Here is a 19141-nt window from a genome sequence, read left to right as displayed (position 1 = left end):
TCGCGGCCGGCAGCGGCGGGGCGACGCGCGACCGGCAGCCCATGGAGCAGCCTGCCCGGCATGCTCTTCGCCCTGGCGCGGCGGCATCCCGACCGGCCGATGCTGCGCTACTGGCGCGACGGCGCCTGGCAGCGCCTGCGCTGGGGCGATTTCGTGCTGCAGGTGGCGCATGTCGCGGCCTGGCTGCGGCACCAGGGGGTCGCGCCGGGCGACCGGGTGATGCTGGTCGGCGAGAGCCGGCCGGAATGGAACGTCGCCGATGCCGCGATCATGGCGATCGGCGCCGTGACCGTGCCGACCTACACCACCAACACCATCGCCGACCACGCGCATGTGCTGCGGGATTCCGGGGCGCGGGCGGTCATCGCCTCCTCTCCGGCGCTGGCGGCGCGGCTGGCCGAGGCGGCGGCGGCGAGCGGCGGACTCGACCTGCTGCTCTGCATGGACCCGCCCGGCCCGGCCCCCGGCGAGCCCCCGCTGCCGCCGGGCCTTGCCCTCCATGCCTGGGCCGAGGCGGCGGCGCATCCGGCCGATGCCGCCCTGCTGATGGCCGAGGCGGAGCAGATCCCGGAGGGCCGGCTGGCCTGCCTGATCTACACCTCCGGCACCGGCGGCGCGCCGCGCGGGGTGATGCTGCCGCACCGCGCCATGCTGGCCAACCGCGAGGGGGTGAGCGGGCTGCTGGAGCGGCTGGGGGTGGAGGGGCTGCCCTATCTCTCCTTCCTACCGCTCTCGCACAGCTACGAGCACACGGTCGGCTGCTACCTGCTGCCCTCCATGGGCATGGAGGTGGTCTATTCCCGCGGCGCCGACCGCCTGGCGGCGGAGTTCGAGGCGATCCGCCCCGCCGTCGTCACCGCCGTGCCGCGCCTCTTCGAGGTGCTGCGGGCGAAGATGCTGGCGCAGGTCGAGAAGCAGGGCCGGCCGCAGCGCTGGCTGTTCGAGCGGGCGCTGGCGCAGGGGCTGCGGCGGCTGGACGGGCCGCCGCTCGGGCCCGCCGCGCGGCTGCTCGACCCGCTCCTCGACCGGCTGGTGCGGGAGAAGGTGCGCGGCCGCTTCGGCGGCCGGCTCAAGGCGCTGGTCTCCGGCGGCGCCCGGCTCGACCCGGACCTCTCCGGCTTCTTCATCGCCCTCGGCCTGCCGCTGATCCAGGGCTACGGGCAGAGCGAGGCCGGGCCGGTGATCAGCGTCAACCTGCCCTGGGACAACCACCGCCGCACCGTCGGGCCGCCGCTCGCCGGCGTCGCCGCCCGGATCGCCCCGGATGGCGAGCTGCTGGTCCGCGGCGACCTGGTCATGGACGGCTACTGGAACAACCCGGCGGCGACCGCCGAGGCGCTGCGCCCCGGGCCGGACGGGGCGACCTGGCTGCACACCGGCGATGTCGGCCGCATCGAGGCCGGGCGCATCACCATCACCGACCGCAAGCGCGACTTCATCAAGACGCTGGGCGGCGACATGGTCAGCCCGGCGAAGCTGGAGGGGCTGCTGATGGCCGAGCCGGAGATCGCCCAGGCGGTGGTGGCCGGCGAGGGCCAGCCCGGCATCGTCGCCCTCCTCGTCGCCGCCGAGGGGATGCAGGCGCGGATGGCCGCGGCCGTCGCCCGGGTCAATGCCCGGCTCTCGACCATCGAGCGCATCCGCCGCTGGCAGGAGGCGCCGGGCCCCTTCACGGTGGAGAATGGCCTGCTCACCCCGACGATGAAGGTGCGTCGCCGGGCGGTGCTGGAGCGTTACGCCACGACGCTCGACGCACTGTATCGCTGAGGCGGCACGGCCGCCGGGGAGAACGCATGGCCGGTCCCGACACGGATGCCGCCGCCTTCTGGAACGGCCCGATGACCCGGGCCTGGGCCAGCGAGCATGCGTGCATCGACGCCCTCTTCGCCGGGGTGCTCGACCTCGCCCTCGCCGCCGCGGCGCCGCGGCCCGGGGAGCGGGTGATCGATATCGGCTGCGGCAGCGGCACCTCCCTCCTCGCCCTCGCCGAGCGGGTCGGGCCATCCGGCCGCGTCCTCGGCCTCGACCTGGCGCGGGAGTCGGTGGCCGTGGCGCAGCGGCGGATCGCCGCGGCCGGGCTGCGCCAGGCGGCGGCCGAGATCGCCGATGCCGGCGCCCACCCCCTGCCGGCGGCGGGCTTCGACCTGCTCTTCTCGCGCTTCGGGGTGATGTTCTTCGCCGAGCCGGTCGCCGCCTTCCGGCACCTGCGCGCAGCGCTGCGCCCGGGCGGGCGCTTCTGCGCCGCCGCCTTCCGGGCGCCGGAGGCCAATCCCTGGACCAGCGCCCCGGCGGCGGCGATCCGCGGCCTCGTCCCGCCGCAGCCGCCGCCACCGCCGCCGGACGCGCCGGGCCAGTTCGGCTGGGCCCGGGCGGAGCGGGTGCGCGGCATCCTCGAGGGCGCCGGCTTCGCGGCGGTGCAGGTGACGCCGCGCGACCTCGGCTTCCGCCTCGGCGCCGACCCGGCGGCGGCGGCGCGGACCGCCATGACCTTCGGCGCCGTCTCCCGGGCGCTGTTCGAGGCCGATGCCGCCACCCGGGCCACGGCGCAGATGGGGCTGGAGACCTTCTTCGCCGCGCATCAGGGCGCCGAGGGCGTGGTGATGCCGGCGGCGATCTGGATCGTCACCGCCGCGGCCTGAGCGGGCGGCGGCGACCCGGGAAAACGCTCCCAGGCCCTTGTTCGATCGCGTGATTCACGCTCTCGGTGAGTTCACCTGATCGGGATCTGCTCTAGATCCGTTCCTGCCGCGGCCGGTTCAGCTCGCAGCGCCAGCGGCTGAGCGTGAAGGCCGGGTGTTCCGAGAGCCAGCGCGCCGCGACCATCTGCCCCTGGGTGGCGCAGGCCATCATGGACAAGGCCGCGAGGATCGGCCGTTCCTCGCGGCACTGGGCGGGGGCGGCGGCGAGGCAGACGACCATCACGAGTTCGATCACGGTGCTAGGGTCCCTCGTCGGGGGGGGCGGCCTGGGCGGGCGGCGGCATCGCGGACGCCGCCTGCCGAAGGGCCGCGGGGGGCCGTCCATGTTGCACGGCACAAGGATGCCGCCGGACGCGCCCGCGAATCCAGGATTTATGCCGCCCGGCCGATGTGCAACCCGCGGCCGTGCGGGCCGGGTCAGCCGGCGGCGCCGAGGGTCCAGCGCCCCTCGAAGCGCCGGTCGCGGTTGTCGGCCGCGACGACCTGCAGCTCGCCACCCGGCGCCCCCGCGAGCGTGAAGCCGAAGGTCGGGTTCTCGGCGATGGCGATCTCGGATTCGATGCGCAGCACCTCCGCCCCGGCATAGGTCACGCGCAGCGCCCGGATGTACTCGGCCGGGATCGAGAGCCGGGTGAGCTGGTCGATCTGCAGGCCGGAGGTATTGGGATGGCTGACCGCCACCTGCACCGGCACCGCGCGCCCCGGCGCCGGCGGCCCCTCCGGCAGGCTCATGCGCATCCGCCCCATGCGCTGCCGCGCCGCCTCCAGATCGCCGGCGATGGGAGCGGAGCAGCCGCCGGCCGCCTTCACGAAGCGCGCCGTCTCCAGCAGCCGCCCATCCGCCATCTCGGCCACCGCATGCAGGTAGGTATAGGCATCGACGCGGATGCGCGCCGTCAGCGCCCGCAGCGCCCCGGGCTGGCCGGCCCGGAACACCGCGGCGAGCGGCAGCGGGTTCTCGTCGACCACGAGGTAGAGGGCGCGCGCCGCCGGCGCCGCCGCGGCCGAGAGGGCGATGGCGACCGGCACCAGCGCCGCATCCTGCGCCCGCGCCGGCGCGCTCAGGTCGAGCGCCGGGCCGGCGGGCTCGGTCGGGCGGTCGCCGAGGATTGCCTGCTTCAGGTCGCGCCAGCGCTCGGCCCGGCGCGGCGCCTCCGCCGGCTCGATGCCCTGGGCCCCTGCCCGGCCGGCGACCAGGGCGGCGGCGCCGGGCAGCAGGCCGGAGAGGATGGGCCGGCGGGCGATGGCGCGGGGCATGGCGGCTACTCCCATTCCAGTTCGCGGTAGGCGGCGGTGACGTTGCGGCCGTGATAGGCCTCGGCGAGGCGCCAGTGGCGGGCTTCCACGACGGCGACGCGGTCGGGCGCCTCGGCGATGCCGATGCCGGCCCGGAGGGCGGCGCGGGTGCCGTCGCGCAGCGCCAGGAGGTAGCGGCCCAGCGGCTCGGCCGCCTCGGGCCAGGGCACGCTGGGCGGCCCGTGGCCCGGCACGGCCTGGCCGGCCGGCAGCGCCCGCAGCCGCTCCAGCACCGCGAGCCAGCCGGCGAGGCTGCCCTCCAGCGCCGGGATGCGCTCGACGAAGAGCAGGTCGCCGGTCCAGAGCGTCCGCGTCGCGGCGTCGAGCACGGTCAGGTCCTGATCGGTATGCGCCGGCGGATGCGCCTGCAGCACGAGCTCGCGGCCGCCGAGATCGAGCGCCAGCCGCTCCGTCACCAACTGGGTCGGCGCCAGCGCGCCGCTGCCCGCCGCGGCCGCCCCCAGGCTGCGCGCCAGCATGGGCAGGTCGTAGGGGCCGCGCTGCGCCAGGGCGAGGGGCAAGCGCGCATGGCCGATCACCGCCGCGCCGCAATCGGCGAAGGCGGCCGCCCCCATGACATGGTCGGGATGCGCATGGGTGAGGATCAGGTAGCGGATCGGCTGCCGGGTCGCGGCGGCCACCGCCGCACGCAGCCGCTGCCCATGCGCGAGGCTGCCGCCGGGGTCCACGACCGCGACCGCGTCGCGGCCGAGGATGAAGCCGGTATTGGCGATGGCGCCGAGATTGGCCGCGGAGGCGTCCTCCGCCACCCCGGGCAGGACGAAGAGGCCGGGCGCGACCTCCACCGCCGCCCCGGCTGGCCGGGCCGCGTCGGCCAGGCGGGTGGCGAGGCTGGCGGCGAGGCCGAGCCCGAGGCCCTGCCGCCGCGTCAGGCGCCCCGACCGCCGTTCCGCCATCCGGCCCTCCTCCCCGCGCCGGCCCGGTCGCGCCTGGCCATCCGCTGCATCCTCAGGGAAAGCAGCGCAGCGTCGCCTCCGCCTGGGCCCGCCGCAAGGCCTCGATCACCGCCCGGACCTGCGGCACGTCGCGGAACTCGGCGCCGCGCTCGCCGAGATTGCCGGCCTGCATGCGCAGCGCCGTGTCGGCGGCCTCGTAGCTGTCATAGGGCAGTTGCTCGGCGATGGCGTCGATGCTGCAGGCGCAGCGCTCGAGCGCCAGCCGGGTGTTGCCGTTCGCGGCCATGCAGCCGAGCACGTAATCCGCGCGCGCCACCGTCGGATAGTCATGCGCCAGGGCCGCCGCCGGCAGCAGCAGCGCGGCGAGGAGCAGGCGCCTCACGGCGCGGCCGTCGGCAGGGCCTCGGCGCGGGCGAAGACGATCGCCTCGCGCACCGCGCCATGCCCATCGCCCGATCCGTCCGCCGCGGGCACCTCGCTGCCGATCGAGTGGATCCAGCCCGGGACGGCCTCGGCGAGCACGAAGCGCAGCCGCATGGCCTGGTAGCGGCGGGCCCGCCGCTCGCCGCCGAAGGGCTGCAGCACGACCTCGGTCGCCGGCACCGGGCGCCCCTCGAAGGGCAGCGTGATGCGCTGCATCGCGGCCGCGTCGACGAAGCCCTGCCTGATGCGGTTGCGGAACCATACCGTCGAGCCGCCGGTTGCCGCGCTCAGCTCCCGCGCCTCGCGGTCGAGGGCGAAGAGCAGCAGCGGGTTGCCGCGGAAGCCCGGCGCCGGCGGGTAATGCAGGGCGCGCGGGCCGGTGAGGAATTCCGGCGTCACGTCGAAGCGGCCCGGCGCCTCGCCCTCCCGCACGGCGAGCCGGATGACGTCGCCGACTGGCTCCCGGCCTTCCTCCTCGCGGCGGAAATCGTAGACGAGGCGGAGCGGCGCATGCAGCCCGGCCAGGTGCGGCGTCTCGAACAGCAGCCGCTGGGCGGGGGAGAGCGGCGGGGACGGCTCCTCCGCCGCGAGGAGCAGCGGCGTCGCCGCGGCAAGTCCCAGCAGCCGGCGGCGTCCGGTCACCGTGGCGTCCTCCACCCTGACGTCCTCCAGCTTGGCATCCTCCAGCCTGGCATCCCCCTCTCCGTCTTTAGTCCAAGTCGGGCCGGGCGCCCGCCCTGAACCATTTCTTGTGCAGCGCAGTATTCCTCGATGCATCTCTATGATTTCCCGCCATTTGCGGCAGTTTATCCTGAACATGGGGCGCATCCCTCCGCCGTCCAGCGCCCGCGGCGCCCCGGCAGTTGTCGAAGTCGTGCGCTGTGCCGGTGCCGCTGGCCGCTTGTCCGGACTCGAACTGGCACAAATAGCTGTCAGCGGAGGGCGGAAACCTCCGCCCACCGGCCGGCAGCGGGGCTGCCGGCAGGCGGAACAGTTGCGAGACCGTCTCGTGCGGCCCGCAGGTCGATGGAGGAACGACAAGATGTTGCGACGCGCAGCCCTTGCGATCGCGCTGGCCGTTTCGGCCACCGTTGGAGCCAGCGCCGTATTCCCTGGGGCCTCGGCCAACGACGAGCTGCTGCGGCTGCAGAAGGACCCGAACCAATGGGCCATGGCCAACGGCAATTACGCGTCGTGGCGCTACAGCTCGCTGAACCAGATCACCCGCGAGAATGTCGGCCAGCTGCGCCCCACCTGGCAGTTCTCGACCGGCGTGCTGCGCGGCCATGAGGGCGGCCCGCTGGTGATCGGCGACGTGATGTTCATCCACACGCCCTTCCCCAACCGGGTCTTCGCGCTCGACCTGAACAACCCCGGCCGGGTGATCTGGCGCTACGAGCCGACGCAGGACCCGAGCGTCATCGGCGTCATGTGCTGCGACACGGTCAATCGCGGCCCCGCCTATGCCGATGGCAAGATCATCCTCAGCCAGGCCGACACCACCCTGGTCGCGCTCGACGCCAAGACCGGCAAGGAGGTCTGGAAGATCAAGAACGGCGACCCGGCGAAGGGCGAGACCTCGACCATGTCGCCGCTGGTCGTCGGCGACAAGGTGCTGGTCGGCATCTCCGGCGGCGAGTTCGGCGTCCGCGCGCATGTCACCGCCTACGGCCTCAAGGACGGCAAGCAGATCTGGCGCGCCTATTCGGTGGGCCCCGACAGCGACATCCTGTTCGACCCGCAGAAGACCACCGACATGGGCAAGCCGGTCGGCGCCAACAGCTCCCTCAAGACCTGGGAGGGAGACCAGTGGAAGATCGGCGGCGGCGGCACCTGGGGCTGGATCAGCTATGACCCGGAGCTGAACCTCGTCTACTACGGCTCCGGCAATCCCGGCACCTGGAACCCGGCGCAGCGGCCCGGCGACAACAAGTGGTCGATGACGATCTTCGCCCGCGACGCCAACACCGGCATGGCGCGCTGGGTCTACCAGATGACGCCGCACGACGAATGGGACTACGACGGCGTCAACGAGATGATCCTCGCCGACAACATCCAGGTCGGTGACAAGCGGGTCGCCAAGGCCCTGGTCCACATGGACCGCAACGGCTTCGCCTATACGCTGAACCGCGAGAACGGCGACCTGCTGGTGGCGCAGAAATACGATCCCGCGGTGAACTGGGCCAGCCATGTCGACATGGAGACCGGCCGGCCGCAGGTGGTGCGCGAATTCTCCACCGCCGCCGGCGGCGAGGACACCAACACCCAGAACATCTGCCCGGCCGCGCTCGGCAGCAAGGACCAGCAGCCGGCCGCCTACTCGCCGAAGACCGGCATGTTCTACGTGCCGACCAACCATGTCTGCATGGACTACGAGCCCTTCCGCGTCTCCTACACCGCCGGCCAGCCCTATGTCGGCGCCACGCTCTCCATGTTCCCGCCGAAGGGGTCGGACAACATGGGGAATTTCATCGCCTGGGACGCCGGCAAGGGGAAGATCCTCTGGTCGAAGCCCGAGCGTTTCTCGGTCTGGTCGGGGGCGCTGGCGACGGCCGGTGACGTCGTCTTCTACGGCACGCTCGAGGGCTACCTGAAGGCGGTCGACGTGAAGGACGGCAAGGAGCTGTTCAGCTACCGCACGCCCTCCGGCATCATCGGCAACGTCAACACCTTCACCCACAAGGGCAAGCAGTACATCGCGGTGCTCTCGGGCGTCGGCGGCTGGGCCGGCATCGGCATGGCGGCCGGCCTCGGGGGCGACAGCGACGGCCTCGGCGCGGTCGGCGCCTACAAGGCGCTGTCCGACTACACCCAGCTCGGCGGCGTCCTGACCGTCTTCGCCCTGCCGAACTGAGCCGAGCCGGCTGCCGTGATACCGAGGCCGGCGCCCGCCGGGCGCCGGCCTCCCAGGAGCTTCCCCATGAAAGCCTTGCTTGTCTCCACCTGCATCCTTGCCGCCCTGACCGGCCCCGCCCTGGCCGCCGACGACGCGAAGGACGACTACGAGCGGCCCTACCATGTCGAGGACGGCAAGGTCGACCAGGCCGTCTACAACGGCTACCGCCGCTACGGGAATTCCTGCCTGCAATGCCACGGGCCGGACGGGGCCGGCAGCAGCTACGCGCCGAACCTCACCGAATCCCTCAAGCACCTGACGCATGAGCAGTTCGCCGACACCGTCATCAACGGCCGGCAGAACGTCACCTCCTCGCAGCAGAACGTCATGCCCTCCTTCGGCCATGTCGAGGACGTCGTCACCTATCTCGACGACATCTACGCCTATCTGAAGGCGCGCTCCGACGGCGCGCTCGGCCGCGGCCGGCCGGAGCGGATGCCGAGGAAATGAGGCGGCGGGCCGTCCCCGGTCTGGCCCTCGCCCTGGCCGCGCTGCTGGCGCGGCCCGCCGCGGCCGAGACCGGCGACCTCGTGGCGACGGATGCGCTGCGCGTCTGCGCCGACCCGGCCAACCTGCCCTTCTCCAACGAGCGCGGCGAGGGCTTCGAGAACCGGATCGCGGCACTGCTGGCGCAGGCCCTCGACCGCCGCCTCGACTACGTCTTCTTCCCGCAGGTGCAGGGCTTCGTGCGCAACACGCTGCGGGCCGGGCGCTGCGACCTGGTGATGGGCACGGTCGCCGGCGACGAGCTGTTGCAGAACACCAATCCCTACTACCACACCACCTATGTCATCGCCTTCCGCCGCGACCATCCGGTGCCGGAGCGGCTGGACGACCCGGCGATGCGGGCGCTGCGGCTCGGCGCCATCGCCCGCACGCCGCCGACCGACCTGCTGCTGCGCAACCGGCTGATCGGCAACACCCGCTTCTTCCCGCTCGCCGTCGACACGCGGCACGAGGCGCCGGGGGCGGAGCTGCTGCGCGCGGTGGCCGCCGGCGAGCTGGATGCGGCCCTGGTCTGGGGCCCGATCGCCGGCTACCAGATCACGGTGCAGGGCCTGCCCCTGGCGATGCGCGCCCTGCCGACCGAGCCGGGCGTGGCGCGGATGGACTATCGCATCACCATGGGCGTGCGCGCCGAGGAGACCGAGTGGCGCCGCCGCATCAACGCGGCGATCCGCGAGCACCAGGCGGAGATCGACGGCATCCTGCGCGACTACGGCGTGCCGCTGCTGGACGCCGAGGGCAGGCTGCAGGCGCCGTGAGGCGGCGCCCGCAGCTGCTTGCCGCCGCGCTCCTCGCCGCCGCCGCGCCCATGCCGACGCCTGCGCCCGAGGGCTACCGGATGCAGGACTACCGGGCCCCGACGCCGGAGACGGTGCCGGGCGGCCGCGCCATCGACACGGCGGAGGCGGCGCTGTTGTTCGAACGGCAGGGCGCGGTCTGGATCGACGTGCTGGCGGCGCCGCGCCGGCCGGAGGGCCTGCCGCCGGAGGCGCTCTGGCGGCCGAGCCCGCGCCGCGGCATCCCGGGCAGCCTCTGGCTGCCCGGGCTGGGCCGCGGCGACCTGCCGCCCGGCGCCGAGGCCTGGTTCCGCCGCAGGCTCGAGGCGGCGACGGATGGCGATCGCGGGCGTCCGGTCGTCTTCTATTGCCTCGCCGAATGCTGGATGAGCTGGAACGCCGCCCGGCGCGCGGCCGCCTGGGGCTGGCGGCAGGTCCTGTGGTACCGCGACGGCACCGATGGCTGGGAGGCGGCCGGCCTGCCGACCGAGGTGCTGCACCCCGCGCCCGGCTGGGAGTGATACCAACGGCATGAAGGCTTCCTTCATGCCGAGCGCCCGAACGGGCGCCGCGGCGAGTGGCGCGAAGCCGAGGTTTGCGGAGCAAACCGCCCGGCGCCTGAGGGGGCCGTCGATGGGTCACCGGCAACGGCCGTTGGCAGCACCCCAGCCGGGATCAGCCCTGCGGCATCGCCGCCTGCATCGCCCGCGCATAGGCGCCGAGCCGCCCTTCCAGCCGCACCGGCACCTCGCAGGCATAGCGCAGCATGCGCTCGGCATCGGCATAGGTCTTGGCCGCGAAGAAGCGGCGCTGCTCCAGCTCCTCGCGGGCCGGGGGCGGCGCCGCGCGCAGCGCCGCCTCCAGCTCGCGCACCCGCCCGGCGAGGTCGTGCTGCCGCCGGGCATAGCGGCGGATCTGGTCGATGACGGCGTCGCGCTGCCGGTTGGTCTCCTCCAGCACCCCGCGGAAGGCGAGCGGCAGCAGGCGCCGCCGCGCCGCGGCATCGAGCGGCGCGGCGAAGTCGCGGATCGCGGCGAGGCCCTGCTCGGCCTCGACCGGGCGCGGGGCGATGCGCCCGACCAGCGCCGCCACCCCGGGGTCGTCCTGCCAGTCGCCGCCCGGCGCCTCGGGCCAGAGCGCCGCGGCGCCGATCTCCGGCACGTAGCGCTGCACGCAGGGCCAGTCGGGGTCCGGATGCGGCTGCGCCGCCGCCGCCACGGGCAGCAGCAACAGCAGGGCAGCGATCCGGGGCAGCCTCACGGCTTCACCACCACCCCCCAGGGCGACTGCCCGACCGGCACGCTGCGGGTCACCCGCATCGCCTCGATATCGAGGACCGAGAGGTCGTTGCTGACGCCGTTGGTGGTGTAGAGCCGGGTGCCATCCGCCGAGAGGGCGAGGTTCCAGACCCGCTGGCCGACCAGCAGCATGCGCTGCACCTCGCGCGTCGCGACATCGACCACGGCGACGCGGTTGGCGGGGCCGAGGGCGACGAAGAGCTTGCCGGCATCGCGCGAGAAGGCCATGCCGACGGGCTGGATCGCCTCGCGCGGCACGCCCGGGATGCTGAAGCCGACCTGCGCCACCACCTTCCAGTCCTCGGCGCTGATCAGCGAGAGCGTGCCGCCGATCTCGGAGGAGACCCAGAAGCGCTTGCCGTCCGGCTGCCACAGCGCGTAGCGCGGCCGGGCGCCGACCAGGATGTTGGCGATGATCTTGCCGCTGCCGGTGTCGATGACATGCGCCATGTTGGTGGTCTCGGAGGTGTTGACCACGTAGCGCCCGTCCGGGCTCAGCCCCATCCCCTCCGGCTCGACGCCGACCGGGATCTCCTGCAGCACGACGCCGCGCTCGACATCGACCACGGTGACGAGGTTGTCGTCCTCGTTGGCGACGTAGAGGCGGCGGCCATCCGGGTGCAGCGCCGCCCGCTCCGGGTCGGAGCCGCTCGGCAGGTGGCGCACCACCTTCCAGCTCGTGGTGTCGACGACATCGACCCGGTCGCTGTCGCCGGCGCAGACATAGAGGAAGCGGCCATCCTGCGAGAGGACGATGCCGCGCGGCCGCTCACCCACCTTCACCGTGCGCACCGGCTTCAGCGTCGCGCCGTCGAGCACGGTGATGCTGTTGTCCTTCTCGTTGGACACCATGATGGTCTCCGCCCGCGCGCCGGCGAGAGGGAGGGCGAGGAGGGCAAGCAGGGTCAGGATGCGCGGCATTGCGTCTCCGGCCGGTCGGCGCCGAGGGTGTCGAGTTCCGAGGTGCGGTGCTGGAAGCCAGGCTGCGGCGAGACCGAGACCAGCGAGCGCGGCCCGGCCAGCAGGATGGGCTGGCGCAGCTGGTTGTCCCAGTCGCGGAAGGAAAGCTTGGCGCCCTTGAAGCCGGCGACCTCGAATTGCGGGCTGCGCAGGTAGTCGGCCACCGCACCCGGATCGGTCGAGTGGCTGCGCACCGCCGCCTCGCCGATCGTCCGCAGCGCCAGCCAGGCGGCGTGATCGAGCGGCGTCATCGCCCGCCCGGCCTGGGCGCGGAAGCGCCGCTGCAGCTGGGTCGCGCCCCATTGCTCGTGCACCGGCGACCAGAGGGTGGGCGTCAGCCCCTGGGTGCCGGCGACCGGCCGCGGATCGGTGGTGCGCCAGGCGAGGCTGTCGCCCCAGTCATCGGCCTCGTCGGCGACCACCAGGACGTCATAGGCCGGCGCGCCCTGGGTGAAGCGCGCCGCCTCGGCGGCGATGGACATGTGGCCGGTATCGGTGCGCTGCGCCCCGGGGTCGTGGGTCCAGGGCTTGTCGAGCACGATGCGCAGCCCGAATTTCTTCGCCGCCCGCCGCATCGCCTCGGCATAGAGCTGGTCGCCCGGGCCGGGGCCGGCGGCGAGGAAGAGGGTCCGCCATCGCTTCACCGCCAGGTACTGCGCCAGCGCGTCGGTCAGCATGGCGCGGCTCGGCAGCACGTGGAACAGGTTGCGCCGGCAGGATTCGTTGCGCAGCGCATCGTCCGGCGCGCCGATGTTGAGCAGCACCGCGCCCGGCTCGGCGGCGGCCTGCAGCAGCAGGTCGGCGGGCAGATCGGCGACGACCAGGCGCAGCCCCTGCCCGAGCATCTCGCGCAGCGCCGGCATCACCTCCTCCGCCGCCTCGGCGCGGCGCTCCTCGAGGGCGAAGCGCTGGCCGGTGAAGCGGCCCGTCGTCGCATTGTCCTGCAGGCCGAGGCGCGCGCCCTGCACCCCCTCATCCTTCGGCGGCGGCTCGACCAGCGAGGCGGGGAGCGGCCGCGGCACCTTCAGGGCGAGGTAGCCGATGCGGAGCGGCGGCGCCTCCTCGGCTCGCCCGAGGCCTGGCGGCGCGGCAGCGAGGAGGGCGGCGGCCCACAGGGCCCGCCGGCCGAAAGGGCGCAAGACCGCCACGTGGTTTCCTCCCCTTCTCTGCTCCGGGCTGGCATCCTGCCGGCAGGGCCAGCAGGACAGGAGACCGGATGCGCCTGACACGCCGTACGGCTTGGTTGCCGCTCCTGCTGTCGGCCGCGGCGCCGGCCAGGGCCGCCACGACCATCCTAGTCCTCGATCCCGAGCTGCGCGACACCTCCGGCGAGGGCGAGACGCCCGCGCAGCAGCGCCGCCTCGCCATGATCGGCGAGCAGCTGCGGAAGGGGCTGGCGGCGTCCGGCCGCTACAGCCCGGTCGATCCCGCGCCGCAGCGCGCGCGTCTCGCCGCCGGGCCGGCCCCCGGCACCTGCCCCTCCTGCGCCGCCGAGGCGGCCGCGGCGCTCGGCGCGCAGCTCGCCCTCGTCACGGTGGTGCACAAGGTGAGCAACCTGATCCTCGGCATCCACATCGTCATGCTCGATGCCGCCTCCGGCGAGGCGCGCGGCGCCTGGCAGGCCGATATCCGCGGCAACACCGACGAGAGCTGGCGCCACGGCATCGCCTGGCTGCTGCGGCATCGCCTCCTGGCCGGGCCGGAGGCCGGGCACTAGACCACGATCCGCGCACGCCGGTTCGCGGATCGTGGTCTGGAGCGGCCCCCGCGAGCCGGCGCGAAGGGACGCCGCCCCGGCCTATTTCTGCGTGGCGAGATAGGCGATGATGTTCTGCCGCTCGGCCTCGTCCTTGATGCCGGCCAGGATCATCCGGTTGCCCGGAACCAGCGCCTTGGGATCGGTCAGGTAGGTGTCGAGCGTGGCCTCGTCCCAGGTCTTGCCGGCATTCTTCATCGCCGGGGAATAGTTGAAATTCGCCACCTGTCCGGATGGCCGGCCGACCACGCCATGCAGCGAGGGCCCGACCTTGTTCTGCCCCTCGGCCACGGAGTGGCAGACGGTGCAGCGGCGCGTGAAGGCCGTCTTGCCGGCCTCGGCATCCCCGGCGGCCCAGGCCGCGGCCGGAAGCGCCGCCATGGCCACCACGATCATCATCATTCTATGCATGCGCGAATCTCCCCTGCGCCAAGCGAAGGCGATCTGGGGGCGATTCACCAGATGGGAGCCCGTCGGTCACGGAAAGCTGTTCGCGCGCCCGTTCTTCCGCCGGCCCAAATGGTGGAATATCGTAAAGATGACCAAAATTCCACGGAGTGACGTCGCATGAAAGCGAAGACCGTCCTGGAGACCATCGGCGGCACGCCGCATATCCGCATCAACCGCCTCTTCGGCGATGCCGAGGTCTGGGTGAAGTCGGAGCGCCAGAATCCCGGCGGCTCGATCAAGGACCGCATCGCCCTCGCCATGGTCGAGGCCGCCGAGCAGGACGGCCGGCTCCGCCCCGGCGGCACGATCATCGAGCCGACCTCGGGCAATACCGGCATCGGCCTCGCCCTGGTGGCGGCGGTGAAGGGCTACACGCTGGTGCTCGTCATGCCGGAGAGCATGTCGATCGAGCGGCGGCGGCTGATGCAGGCCTATGGCGCGCGCTTCGACCTGACGCCGCGCGAGAAGGGCATGAAGGGCGCCATCGCCCGCGCCGAGGAGCTGGCGGCGCAGACGCCGGGCGCCTGGGTGCCGCAGCAATTCGAGAATCCGGCGAACATCGACGTCCACGTCCGCACCACGGCGCGCGAGATCCTGGCCGACTTCCCGGAGGGGCTGGACGTTCTCATCACCGGCGTCGGCACGGGCGGCCACATCACCGGCTGCGCCCAGGTGCTCAAGAAGGAATGGCCGAACCTCAAGGTCTTCGCGGTGGAGCCCTCGGCCTCGCCCGTCATCTCCGGCGGCTCGCCCTCCCCGCACCCGATCCAGGGCATCGGCGCCGGCTTCGTGCCGAAGAACCTGCACACCGACCTGCTGGACGGCGTGATCCAGGTCTCGGCGGAGGAGGCCAAGGACTACGCCCGGCGCTCCGCGACCGAGGAGGGGCTGCTGGTCGGCATCTCCTCCGGCGCCACCCTGGCCGCCATCGCGCAGAAGCTGCCGCAGCTGCCGGCCGGATCGCGGGTGCTGGGCTTCAATTACGACACCGGCGAGCGCTATCTCTCGGTGCCGGATTTCCTGCCCGGCTGATCGCGCCGCGCCGCCCCGGGCGCGGCGGCGGAGCGCCGGTCGGGCGACACGGGAGGACAGACGCCATGGCGCTGAAGGACATCCTGGTGCATCTCGACGCCTCGCCGCGCGCGGCCGGGCGGCTGCGCCTCGCCGCCGACCTGGCGCGGCGGCACGATGCGCATCTGGTCGGGCTGTTCGTGGTCGATGCCCTGCTGCCCGCCTTCGCCATGGCGGATGCCGGCAACAGCGCGCCGCTGGTCGGCCAGGTGCTCGACCAGCTCCGCGCCGATGCGCTGCGGGCCGGCGCCGGCGTGGAGGCGGGGTTCCGCGACGCCATGCGGCGCGAGGGCCTCGCCGGCGAATGGCGCCTCGTCGAGGGGGCGCTGCCGGAGGTCCTGGCCTTGCATGCCCGCTACGCCGATCTCGCCATCCTCGGCCAGACCGATCCGGAGGCCTCGCCGCCGGGCGCGGCGCAGTCGGTCGAGCGGGTGCTCTTCGCCGCCGGGCGGCCGGTGCTGCTGGTGCCCCATGACGGGTCCTTCGAGAGCCTCGGCCGGCATGTGCTGGTGGGCTGGAACGCCAGCCGGGAGGCGGCGCGGGCGGTGGCCGACGCGCTGCCGATCCTGGCGGCGGCGGAGCGGGTCACCGTGCTCGCGGTCAATCCCGGCGACGCGCCCGGCGCCCATGGCGCCGAGCCGGGCGCCGACATCGCCCTGCACCTGGCCCGGCACGGCGTGAAGGCGGAGGTGGAGCACGTCACGGCGTCCGGGCTGCCGGACGGGGTGTCGCTGCTGAACCGCGCGGCGGAGCTTGGGCCGGACCTGCTCGTGGTCGGCGCCTATGGCCATTCGCGGCTGCGCGAGTTGGCGCTCGGCGGCGTCACCCGCACGCTGCTGCGGGAGATGACCGTGCCGGTGCTGATGTCACACTGACGCTGCTGTCGCCCTGATCGCGCCGCCGGCGCGACAAGACCGCGGCGCCGCCGGCGCGGCGGGGCCGTGGCCCCGCCGCGGGCGCCGCTCACATGCCGAGGGCGCGGCGGTAGAGCTCGAGCAGCGTCTCCTGCTCCTCCACCTCGGCCGGCTCCTTCTTGCGGATGGAGATGAGCTGCCGCACGACCTTCACGTCGAAGCCTAATCGCCCCCGTTCATTTTCATACTTTCCACGCTCAAAACCTCCGATTTCCGGAAATCCGATGCCCGCCCCCGATAGAAATCGCCCGCTGTATCCGAACATACTCTCCTCATTGGCCTCAAACCTCCCCGCGATGGCGTTGGTTAGAAAAATGATGCGACTGGACACGGGCAAAGATGCTGTTGAACAGCGCTCTCGTGAGAGCACAGCGGAGGCGCCGGACAGAGTGTCGGTTGGGATCTTCTCCTTCCTGCGACAGAAGGAGGTAAGCGCAGGAGCGCATACGAAATAACCAGACCACTAGAGCAGTGCTGACAGCAAGCGCATGGTTGCAGCATCATGCTTCACCGTGACACGTCCAGAGTCTCCCAGCCGGCCTTCCGGAATGGAGTAAGAGCCCGTTTGAAAAGGGTCATGGGGCACAGCACCGAGCGCTGCGCAGCCGTCATGGGCCCAAGACCTTGTAGAGTGCCGACCTTTCCAAACGGCCGGTAAGGAGCTTCAGAGCCTAGTAGTGGTTAATCAATCCCTTCAAAACCGGTGTGGTTCTCCCGGCGATGAGCACGGCTGAACGGGCCTAGGTGACCAATGAAAGCTGGTGCGCGGGTCGGGGCGTTCGCCGTCCAGACCAATGAGACGGCGGGCTAGGTTAAAGAGCGGAGGATTTCTGGCTCATCGTAACCGCCAGGGAGCGGAGATGAGCCGGAAATCCTCCGCCCCGGCCGCCCGAGCACTACCAGGCGCTGATCCCGGAGGACCTCGGCATTGTCCACGTCACGGTCGAAGTGCAGGAATGCGACGAAGCAACCGTGCGGCCAGCGGCCTGACCTGCCGGGCATGTCCGCGTGGCCGTGGCGGCTCTCCCGCCGCCACAGCCACGCGGGATTCGCCTCCCGGAACGCACGCCTAGACCAGAGCGCGCGAGATAGCCTGGATCGGCTTCATGCCGTGCCCGAACCTGGCGATGGTCTCGCGGTTCGCCTTCAGCTCGCCGTAAGGCAGGTAGCGCACCTTGAGGTCGGCGATGCGTGAGAAGGCTGGCCGCGCCAGCTGCTCGCGCACCTCGCCCTCGCGGCCGTCCGGCGCTACGAGGAACATGCCCTCGAGGGCGTGCGCCTCGGGCCCGAGTGCCAGGTCAAGCATGCGGACGATGCCGGAGTAGATGGAGGTGGTGTGCTCCACCTCGTAGGCGGCGACGATGCGCTTCGAATCCTTGTCGAGCCACAGCACGTCAATCAGCCGGACGGCGTCCACCCCCGCGCCGGTGTCGAAGCCGGGCAGGATGGCGAGGCAGCCGTCGCCGAGCTTGCCGCCGTGCAGGGGGCGGCTGCGGTCGTTCGCCGCCATCCAGACGTGGTAGCCGAGCGACAGGCCGAGGTCGCGCAGCCAGCCCTGCACCTCGGTGTGGGTATGATCGGACTCCTGTGCCTCGGCCAGCGCCTTGGCGGCTTTCGCGCCCTCGTCGCGCACGCGGGCGAGGTCGGCTTCCCAGGCGACCCGGGCAGCGGCGTCGTCCTCGCGTGGCGGTGCCGGGTAGCGGCCGCTGCCGAGGTCGAACAGCAGGCCGCCGATGGCGCCGAGGTCGTTCGAAAGAAGGCCGCGATGTGCGGCGTTCAGGGCAAGGATCCCTTGCCGCATCGCCAGGTACTCGTCCCACCGGCCGAGCTTCACCTTCGCGCCGGTCAGCGCGTTGTACCCGTTGACAATGGCCGTGTTGAACGGCGGCACGATGGTCGGGTGGAGAAAATAGAGCAGGTTGGCGGCGGCGGGACCGAGGCCCTTGATGGCCTTGGCGTCAATCTCGCGGATGGCGGCGATGACCTGCTGCTCCGTGGTGCAGCAGACGCAGGCGTCGAGCAGGCGGCCGAAAGCGCGCTGGTTCTCCGGGCTTTCGTATATGTCGGGGATGCGCAGCTTTGGCTTCCAAAGGAAGGCGTGGTCCGCCCCTTTGAAGATCTGGCGCTGCTCGGCGATGGAGTGGACCACCGTCTCCAGCGACGAGCCGCGGTAGGCGACGCCGAAGGTGCCCGCCTTGATGTCGGCGACCACCTGCTGAATGCCGCGCCGGATGGAGCGGAAATTCTTGACCCGCTCCTCCCAGAGGAACCATGTGCGATAGGTGGCGCCCGGGTCGTTCCGCCAGCGGTGCAGCAGGGCGGTCATGGGGGCGGGCGAACTCGTCCCCATTCCACCGGGAACCGGGACAGCTGTCGAGATCTGCATGTCGTGGTCCTGCGGGCGTCGAGTTCGGCCCCTTGCTTTCGCCGAAGATGATGAAGCGCCTCGTGGCTCGACCATAAGGTGGTCGCCACTCTGCGTAGCCGACAATCCATCGATGCGCGAGGGCAGAAGTGCCACCACGTTCGCGGGCGCTGGAGGGGCCTTGATGCGATGCCGAACATTTCTCTCGGCCGGAGGCTCGGGACGAGGCGGCATGCGGCGAACCGGCTGCGGTTGCTGACGGCGCTGGCCGCGAACGGCGCCTCTGCCCAGCCCGCTAAACGGCGATTATTGCGAGTCTGGGGCGAACCGAACCAGGGCTGCTGCACCCGGTGGGTGCAGCACATGCGGGCCGCCGGGTTCCGGGGCGAGGACAACAGATAGCCGAGTCGCACTCATTGCCATGATAGCGGAAAGGGCGGTTTCTCAATATGTAGTGGCAGTCTCCGGACAAATATACTAGAGCTTGAATGTCTCGCCGCCATGGACTATCGCGTTGCAGGACACGGGTTCGTGATCGCGCAATCGGTGCAGCCTGGACTCTACCGATGAAGGCCCCACCAGGGGGAGAAGCATTTGTGTGGTCTGACGTCGACACGAAGAGCGACTTTCTGAACTACTCGGAAGTCGCGGAACTTGCTCTGGACTTGGTGCGGGACCAGGACATGCTCCCGGTCTCTGTGGGTGTCTTCGGTGTTGATTGCCACTGAGATCTGACCTGGTTTGGGGTGAAGTTGCCACTGAGAGTTGACCCATGTTCGGACGCTAGCCTCGGCTTTCTGGGCGGAGGCGGCG

The 19141-nt window shown here is 72.1% G+C and carries 20 protein-coding genes and 1 pseudogene; 10 read left to right on the top strand and 11 right to left on the bottom strand.

What is annotated here, in order from left to right:
• Window positions 1-60: 60 nt before the first annotated feature.
• Together DOO78_RS22465 and DOO78_RS22460 are read left to right on the top strand one after the other, a co-directional pair.
• Complete coding sequence (locus DOO78_RS22465) at window positions 61-1767, top strand: AMP-dependent synthetase/ligase (protein ID WP_243634744.1); 1707 nt, start codon at window positions 61-63, stop codon at window positions 1765-1767.
• A 26-nt stretch (window positions 1768-1793) separates the two neighbouring features.
• Window positions 1794-2639, top strand: coding sequence for a class I SAM-dependent methyltransferase (locus tag DOO78_RS22460; protein WP_111472128.1), 846 nt, complete (start codon window positions 1794-1796; stop codon window positions 2637-2639).
• 91 nt (window positions 2640-2730) lie between these two features.
• Here the strand turns inward: DOO78_RS22460 and DOO78_RS22455 are convergent, their stop codons facing one another.
• The 5 genes from DOO78_RS22455 to DOO78_RS22435 form a co-directional block, all read right to left on the bottom strand.
• A complete protein-coding gene (locus DOO78_RS22455; protein WP_128080120.1) occupies window positions 2731-2934 on the bottom strand; it encodes a hypothetical protein in 204 nt (67 codons plus the stop codon).
• Window positions 2935-3116: 182 nt separating this feature from the next.
• Complete coding sequence (locus tag DOO78_RS22450) at window positions 3117-3956, bottom strand: quinoprotein dehydrogenase-associated SoxYZ-like carrier (protein WP_165839040.1); 840 nt, start codon at window positions 3954-3956, stop codon at window positions 3117-3119.
• Window positions 3957-3961: 5 nt separating this feature from the next.
• Window positions 3962-4912 carry a quinoprotein relay system zinc metallohydrolase 2 gene (locus DOO78_RS22445; RefSeq protein ID WP_111472125.1) on the bottom strand — a complete coding sequence of 317 codons (951 nt, stop codon included), beginning with the start codon at window positions 4910-4912 and terminating at the stop codon, window positions 3962-3964.
• A 52-nt stretch (window positions 4913-4964) separates the two neighbouring features.
• Window positions 4965-5294: a hypothetical protein gene (locus tag DOO78_RS22440; RefSeq protein ID WP_111472124.1), complete on the bottom strand. Its 330-nt coding sequence runs from the start codon at window positions 5292-5294 to the stop codon at window positions 4965-4967.
• Window positions 5291-5977 (bottom strand): hypothetical protein, encoded by a 687-nt coding sequence (locus DOO78_RS22435; protein WP_128080119.1) that lies wholly within the window; start codon window positions 5975-5977, stop codon window positions 5291-5293. The genes DOO78_RS22440 and DOO78_RS22435 overlap by 4 nt, the downstream gene beginning before the upstream one ends.
• A gap of 400 nt (window positions 5978-6377) precedes the next feature.
• Between DOO78_RS22435 and DOO78_RS22430 the strand changes: the two genes are divergently transcribed.
• The 4 genes from DOO78_RS22430 to DOO78_RS22415 all read left to right on the top strand — a co-directional run bounded on the left by DOO78_RS22430 (window position 6378) and on the right by DOO78_RS22415 (window position 10035).
• Window positions 6378-8189, top strand: coding sequence for a methanol/ethanol family PQQ-dependent dehydrogenase (locus DOO78_RS22430; RefSeq protein WP_111472122.1), 1812 nt, complete (start codon window positions 6378-6380; stop codon window positions 8187-8189).
• A gap of 66 nt (window positions 8190-8255) precedes the next feature.
• On the top strand, window positions 8256-8681 hold the full coding sequence (locus DOO78_RS22425; RefSeq protein WP_111472121.1) for a c-type cytochrome: 426 nt from the start codon (window positions 8256-8258) through the stop codon (window positions 8679-8681).
• Window positions 8678-9496, top strand: a complete 819-nt coding sequence (locus DOO78_RS22420; RefSeq protein ID WP_111472120.1) for a substrate-binding domain-containing protein — start codon at window positions 8678-8680, stop codon at window positions 9494-9496. Before DOO78_RS22425 ends, DOO78_RS22420 begins: the two co-directional genes overlap by 4 nt.
• The gene (locus DOO78_RS22415) at window positions 9382-10035 is read left to right on the top strand and encodes a rhodanese-like domain-containing protein (RefSeq protein WP_456309885.1); all 654 of its coding nucleotides are present in this window, start codon (window positions 9382-9384) and stop codon (window positions 10033-10035) included. Before DOO78_RS22420 ends, DOO78_RS22415 begins: the two co-directional genes overlap by 115 nt.
• A 154-nt stretch (window positions 10036-10189) precedes the next feature.
• On the opposite strand, the gene DOO78_RS22410 is transcribed toward DOO78_RS22415, so the two are convergent.
• Genes DOO78_RS22410 through DOO78_RS22400 form a run of 3 tightly spaced genes read right to left on the bottom strand, consistent with a single transcriptional unit; the run spans window position 10190 to window position 12920 of the window.
• The gene (locus tag DOO78_RS22410; RefSeq protein ID WP_128080118.1) at window positions 10190-10774 is read right to left on the bottom strand and encodes a hypothetical protein; all 585 of its coding nucleotides are present in this window, start codon (window positions 10772-10774) and stop codon (window positions 10190-10192) included.
• Window positions 10771-11733 carry a PQQ-dependent catabolism-associated beta-propeller protein gene (locus tag DOO78_RS22405; protein WP_111472117.1) on the bottom strand — a complete coding sequence of 321 codons (963 nt, stop codon included), beginning with the start codon at window positions 11731-11733 and terminating at the stop codon, window positions 10771-10773. The genes DOO78_RS22410 and DOO78_RS22405 overlap by 4 nt, the downstream gene beginning before the upstream one ends.
• Entirely contained in the window at window positions 11718-12920 is a 1203-nt protein-coding gene (locus DOO78_RS22400; RefSeq protein ID WP_165839039.1) for an ABC transporter substrate-binding protein, read from the bottom strand. The genes DOO78_RS22405 and DOO78_RS22400 overlap by 16 nt, the downstream gene beginning before the upstream one ends.
• A gap of 95 nt (window positions 12921-13015) precedes the next feature.
• On the opposite strand from DOO78_RS22400, the gene DOO78_RS22395 reads away from it, so the two are divergent.
• Window positions 13016-13489 (top strand): DUF3280 domain-containing protein, encoded by a 474-nt coding sequence (locus DOO78_RS22395; RefSeq protein WP_207803013.1) that lies wholly within the window; start codon window positions 13016-13018, stop codon window positions 13487-13489.
• An 81-nt stretch (window positions 13490-13570) separates the two neighbouring features.
• On the opposite strand, the gene DOO78_RS22390 is transcribed toward DOO78_RS22395, so the two are convergent.
• Window positions 13571-13909 carry a c-type cytochrome gene (locus tag DOO78_RS22390; protein ID WP_243634741.1) on the bottom strand — a complete coding sequence of 113 codons (339 nt, stop codon included), beginning with the start codon at window positions 13907-13909 and terminating at the stop codon, window positions 13571-13573.
• Between DOO78_RS22390 and DOO78_RS27700 the strand changes: the two genes are divergently transcribed.
• The 3 genes from DOO78_RS27700 to DOO78_RS22380 all read left to right on the top strand — a co-directional run bounded on the left by DOO78_RS27700 (window position 13908) and on the right by DOO78_RS22380 (window position 15924).
• Entirely contained in the window at window positions 13908-14099 is a 192-nt protein-coding gene (locus DOO78_RS27700; RefSeq protein WP_165839038.1) for a hypothetical protein, read from the top strand. The two genes, DOO78_RS22390 and DOO78_RS27700, sit on opposite strands and share 2 nt — an antisense overlap.
• On the top strand, window positions 14096-15010 hold the full coding sequence (gene cysK, locus DOO78_RS22385; RefSeq protein WP_111472113.1) for a cysteine synthase A: 915 nt from the start codon (window positions 14096-14098) through the stop codon (window positions 15008-15010). The genes DOO78_RS27700 and cysK overlap by 4 nt, the downstream gene beginning before the upstream one ends.
• A 65-nt stretch (window positions 15011-15075) precedes the next feature.
• Window positions 15076-15924: a universal stress protein gene (locus DOO78_RS22380; protein WP_111472112.1), complete on the top strand. Its 849-nt coding sequence runs from the start codon at window positions 15076-15078 to the stop codon at window positions 15922-15924.
• A gap of 88 nt (window positions 15925-16012) precedes the next feature.
• Here DOO78_RS22380 and DOO78_RS28265 read toward each other — a convergent pair.
• Both DOO78_RS28265 and DOO78_RS22370 read right to left on the bottom strand, forming a co-directional pair.
• Window positions 16013-16132, bottom strand: a pseudogene (locus tag DOO78_RS28265) (GapR family DNA-binding domain-containing protein); the annotation flags it as partial.
• Between the two features lie 900 nt (window positions 16133-17032).
• Window positions 17033-18289 carry a type II restriction endonuclease gene (locus DOO78_RS22370; RefSeq protein ID WP_111472111.1) on the bottom strand — a complete coding sequence of 419 codons (1257 nt, stop codon included), beginning with the start codon at window positions 18287-18289 and terminating at the stop codon, window positions 17033-17035.
• Window positions 18290-19141: the final 852 nt, after the last annotated feature.

This window comes from Roseicella frigidaeris (assembly GCF_003258945.1).
GTDB lineage: Bacteria > Pseudomonadota > Alphaproteobacteria > Acetobacterales > Acetobacteraceae > Paracraurococcus > Paracraurococcus frigidaeris.
The sequence above is the reverse complement of the archived record's forward strand: the minus strand, read 5'-3'. Positions and strand labels throughout refer to the sequence as shown.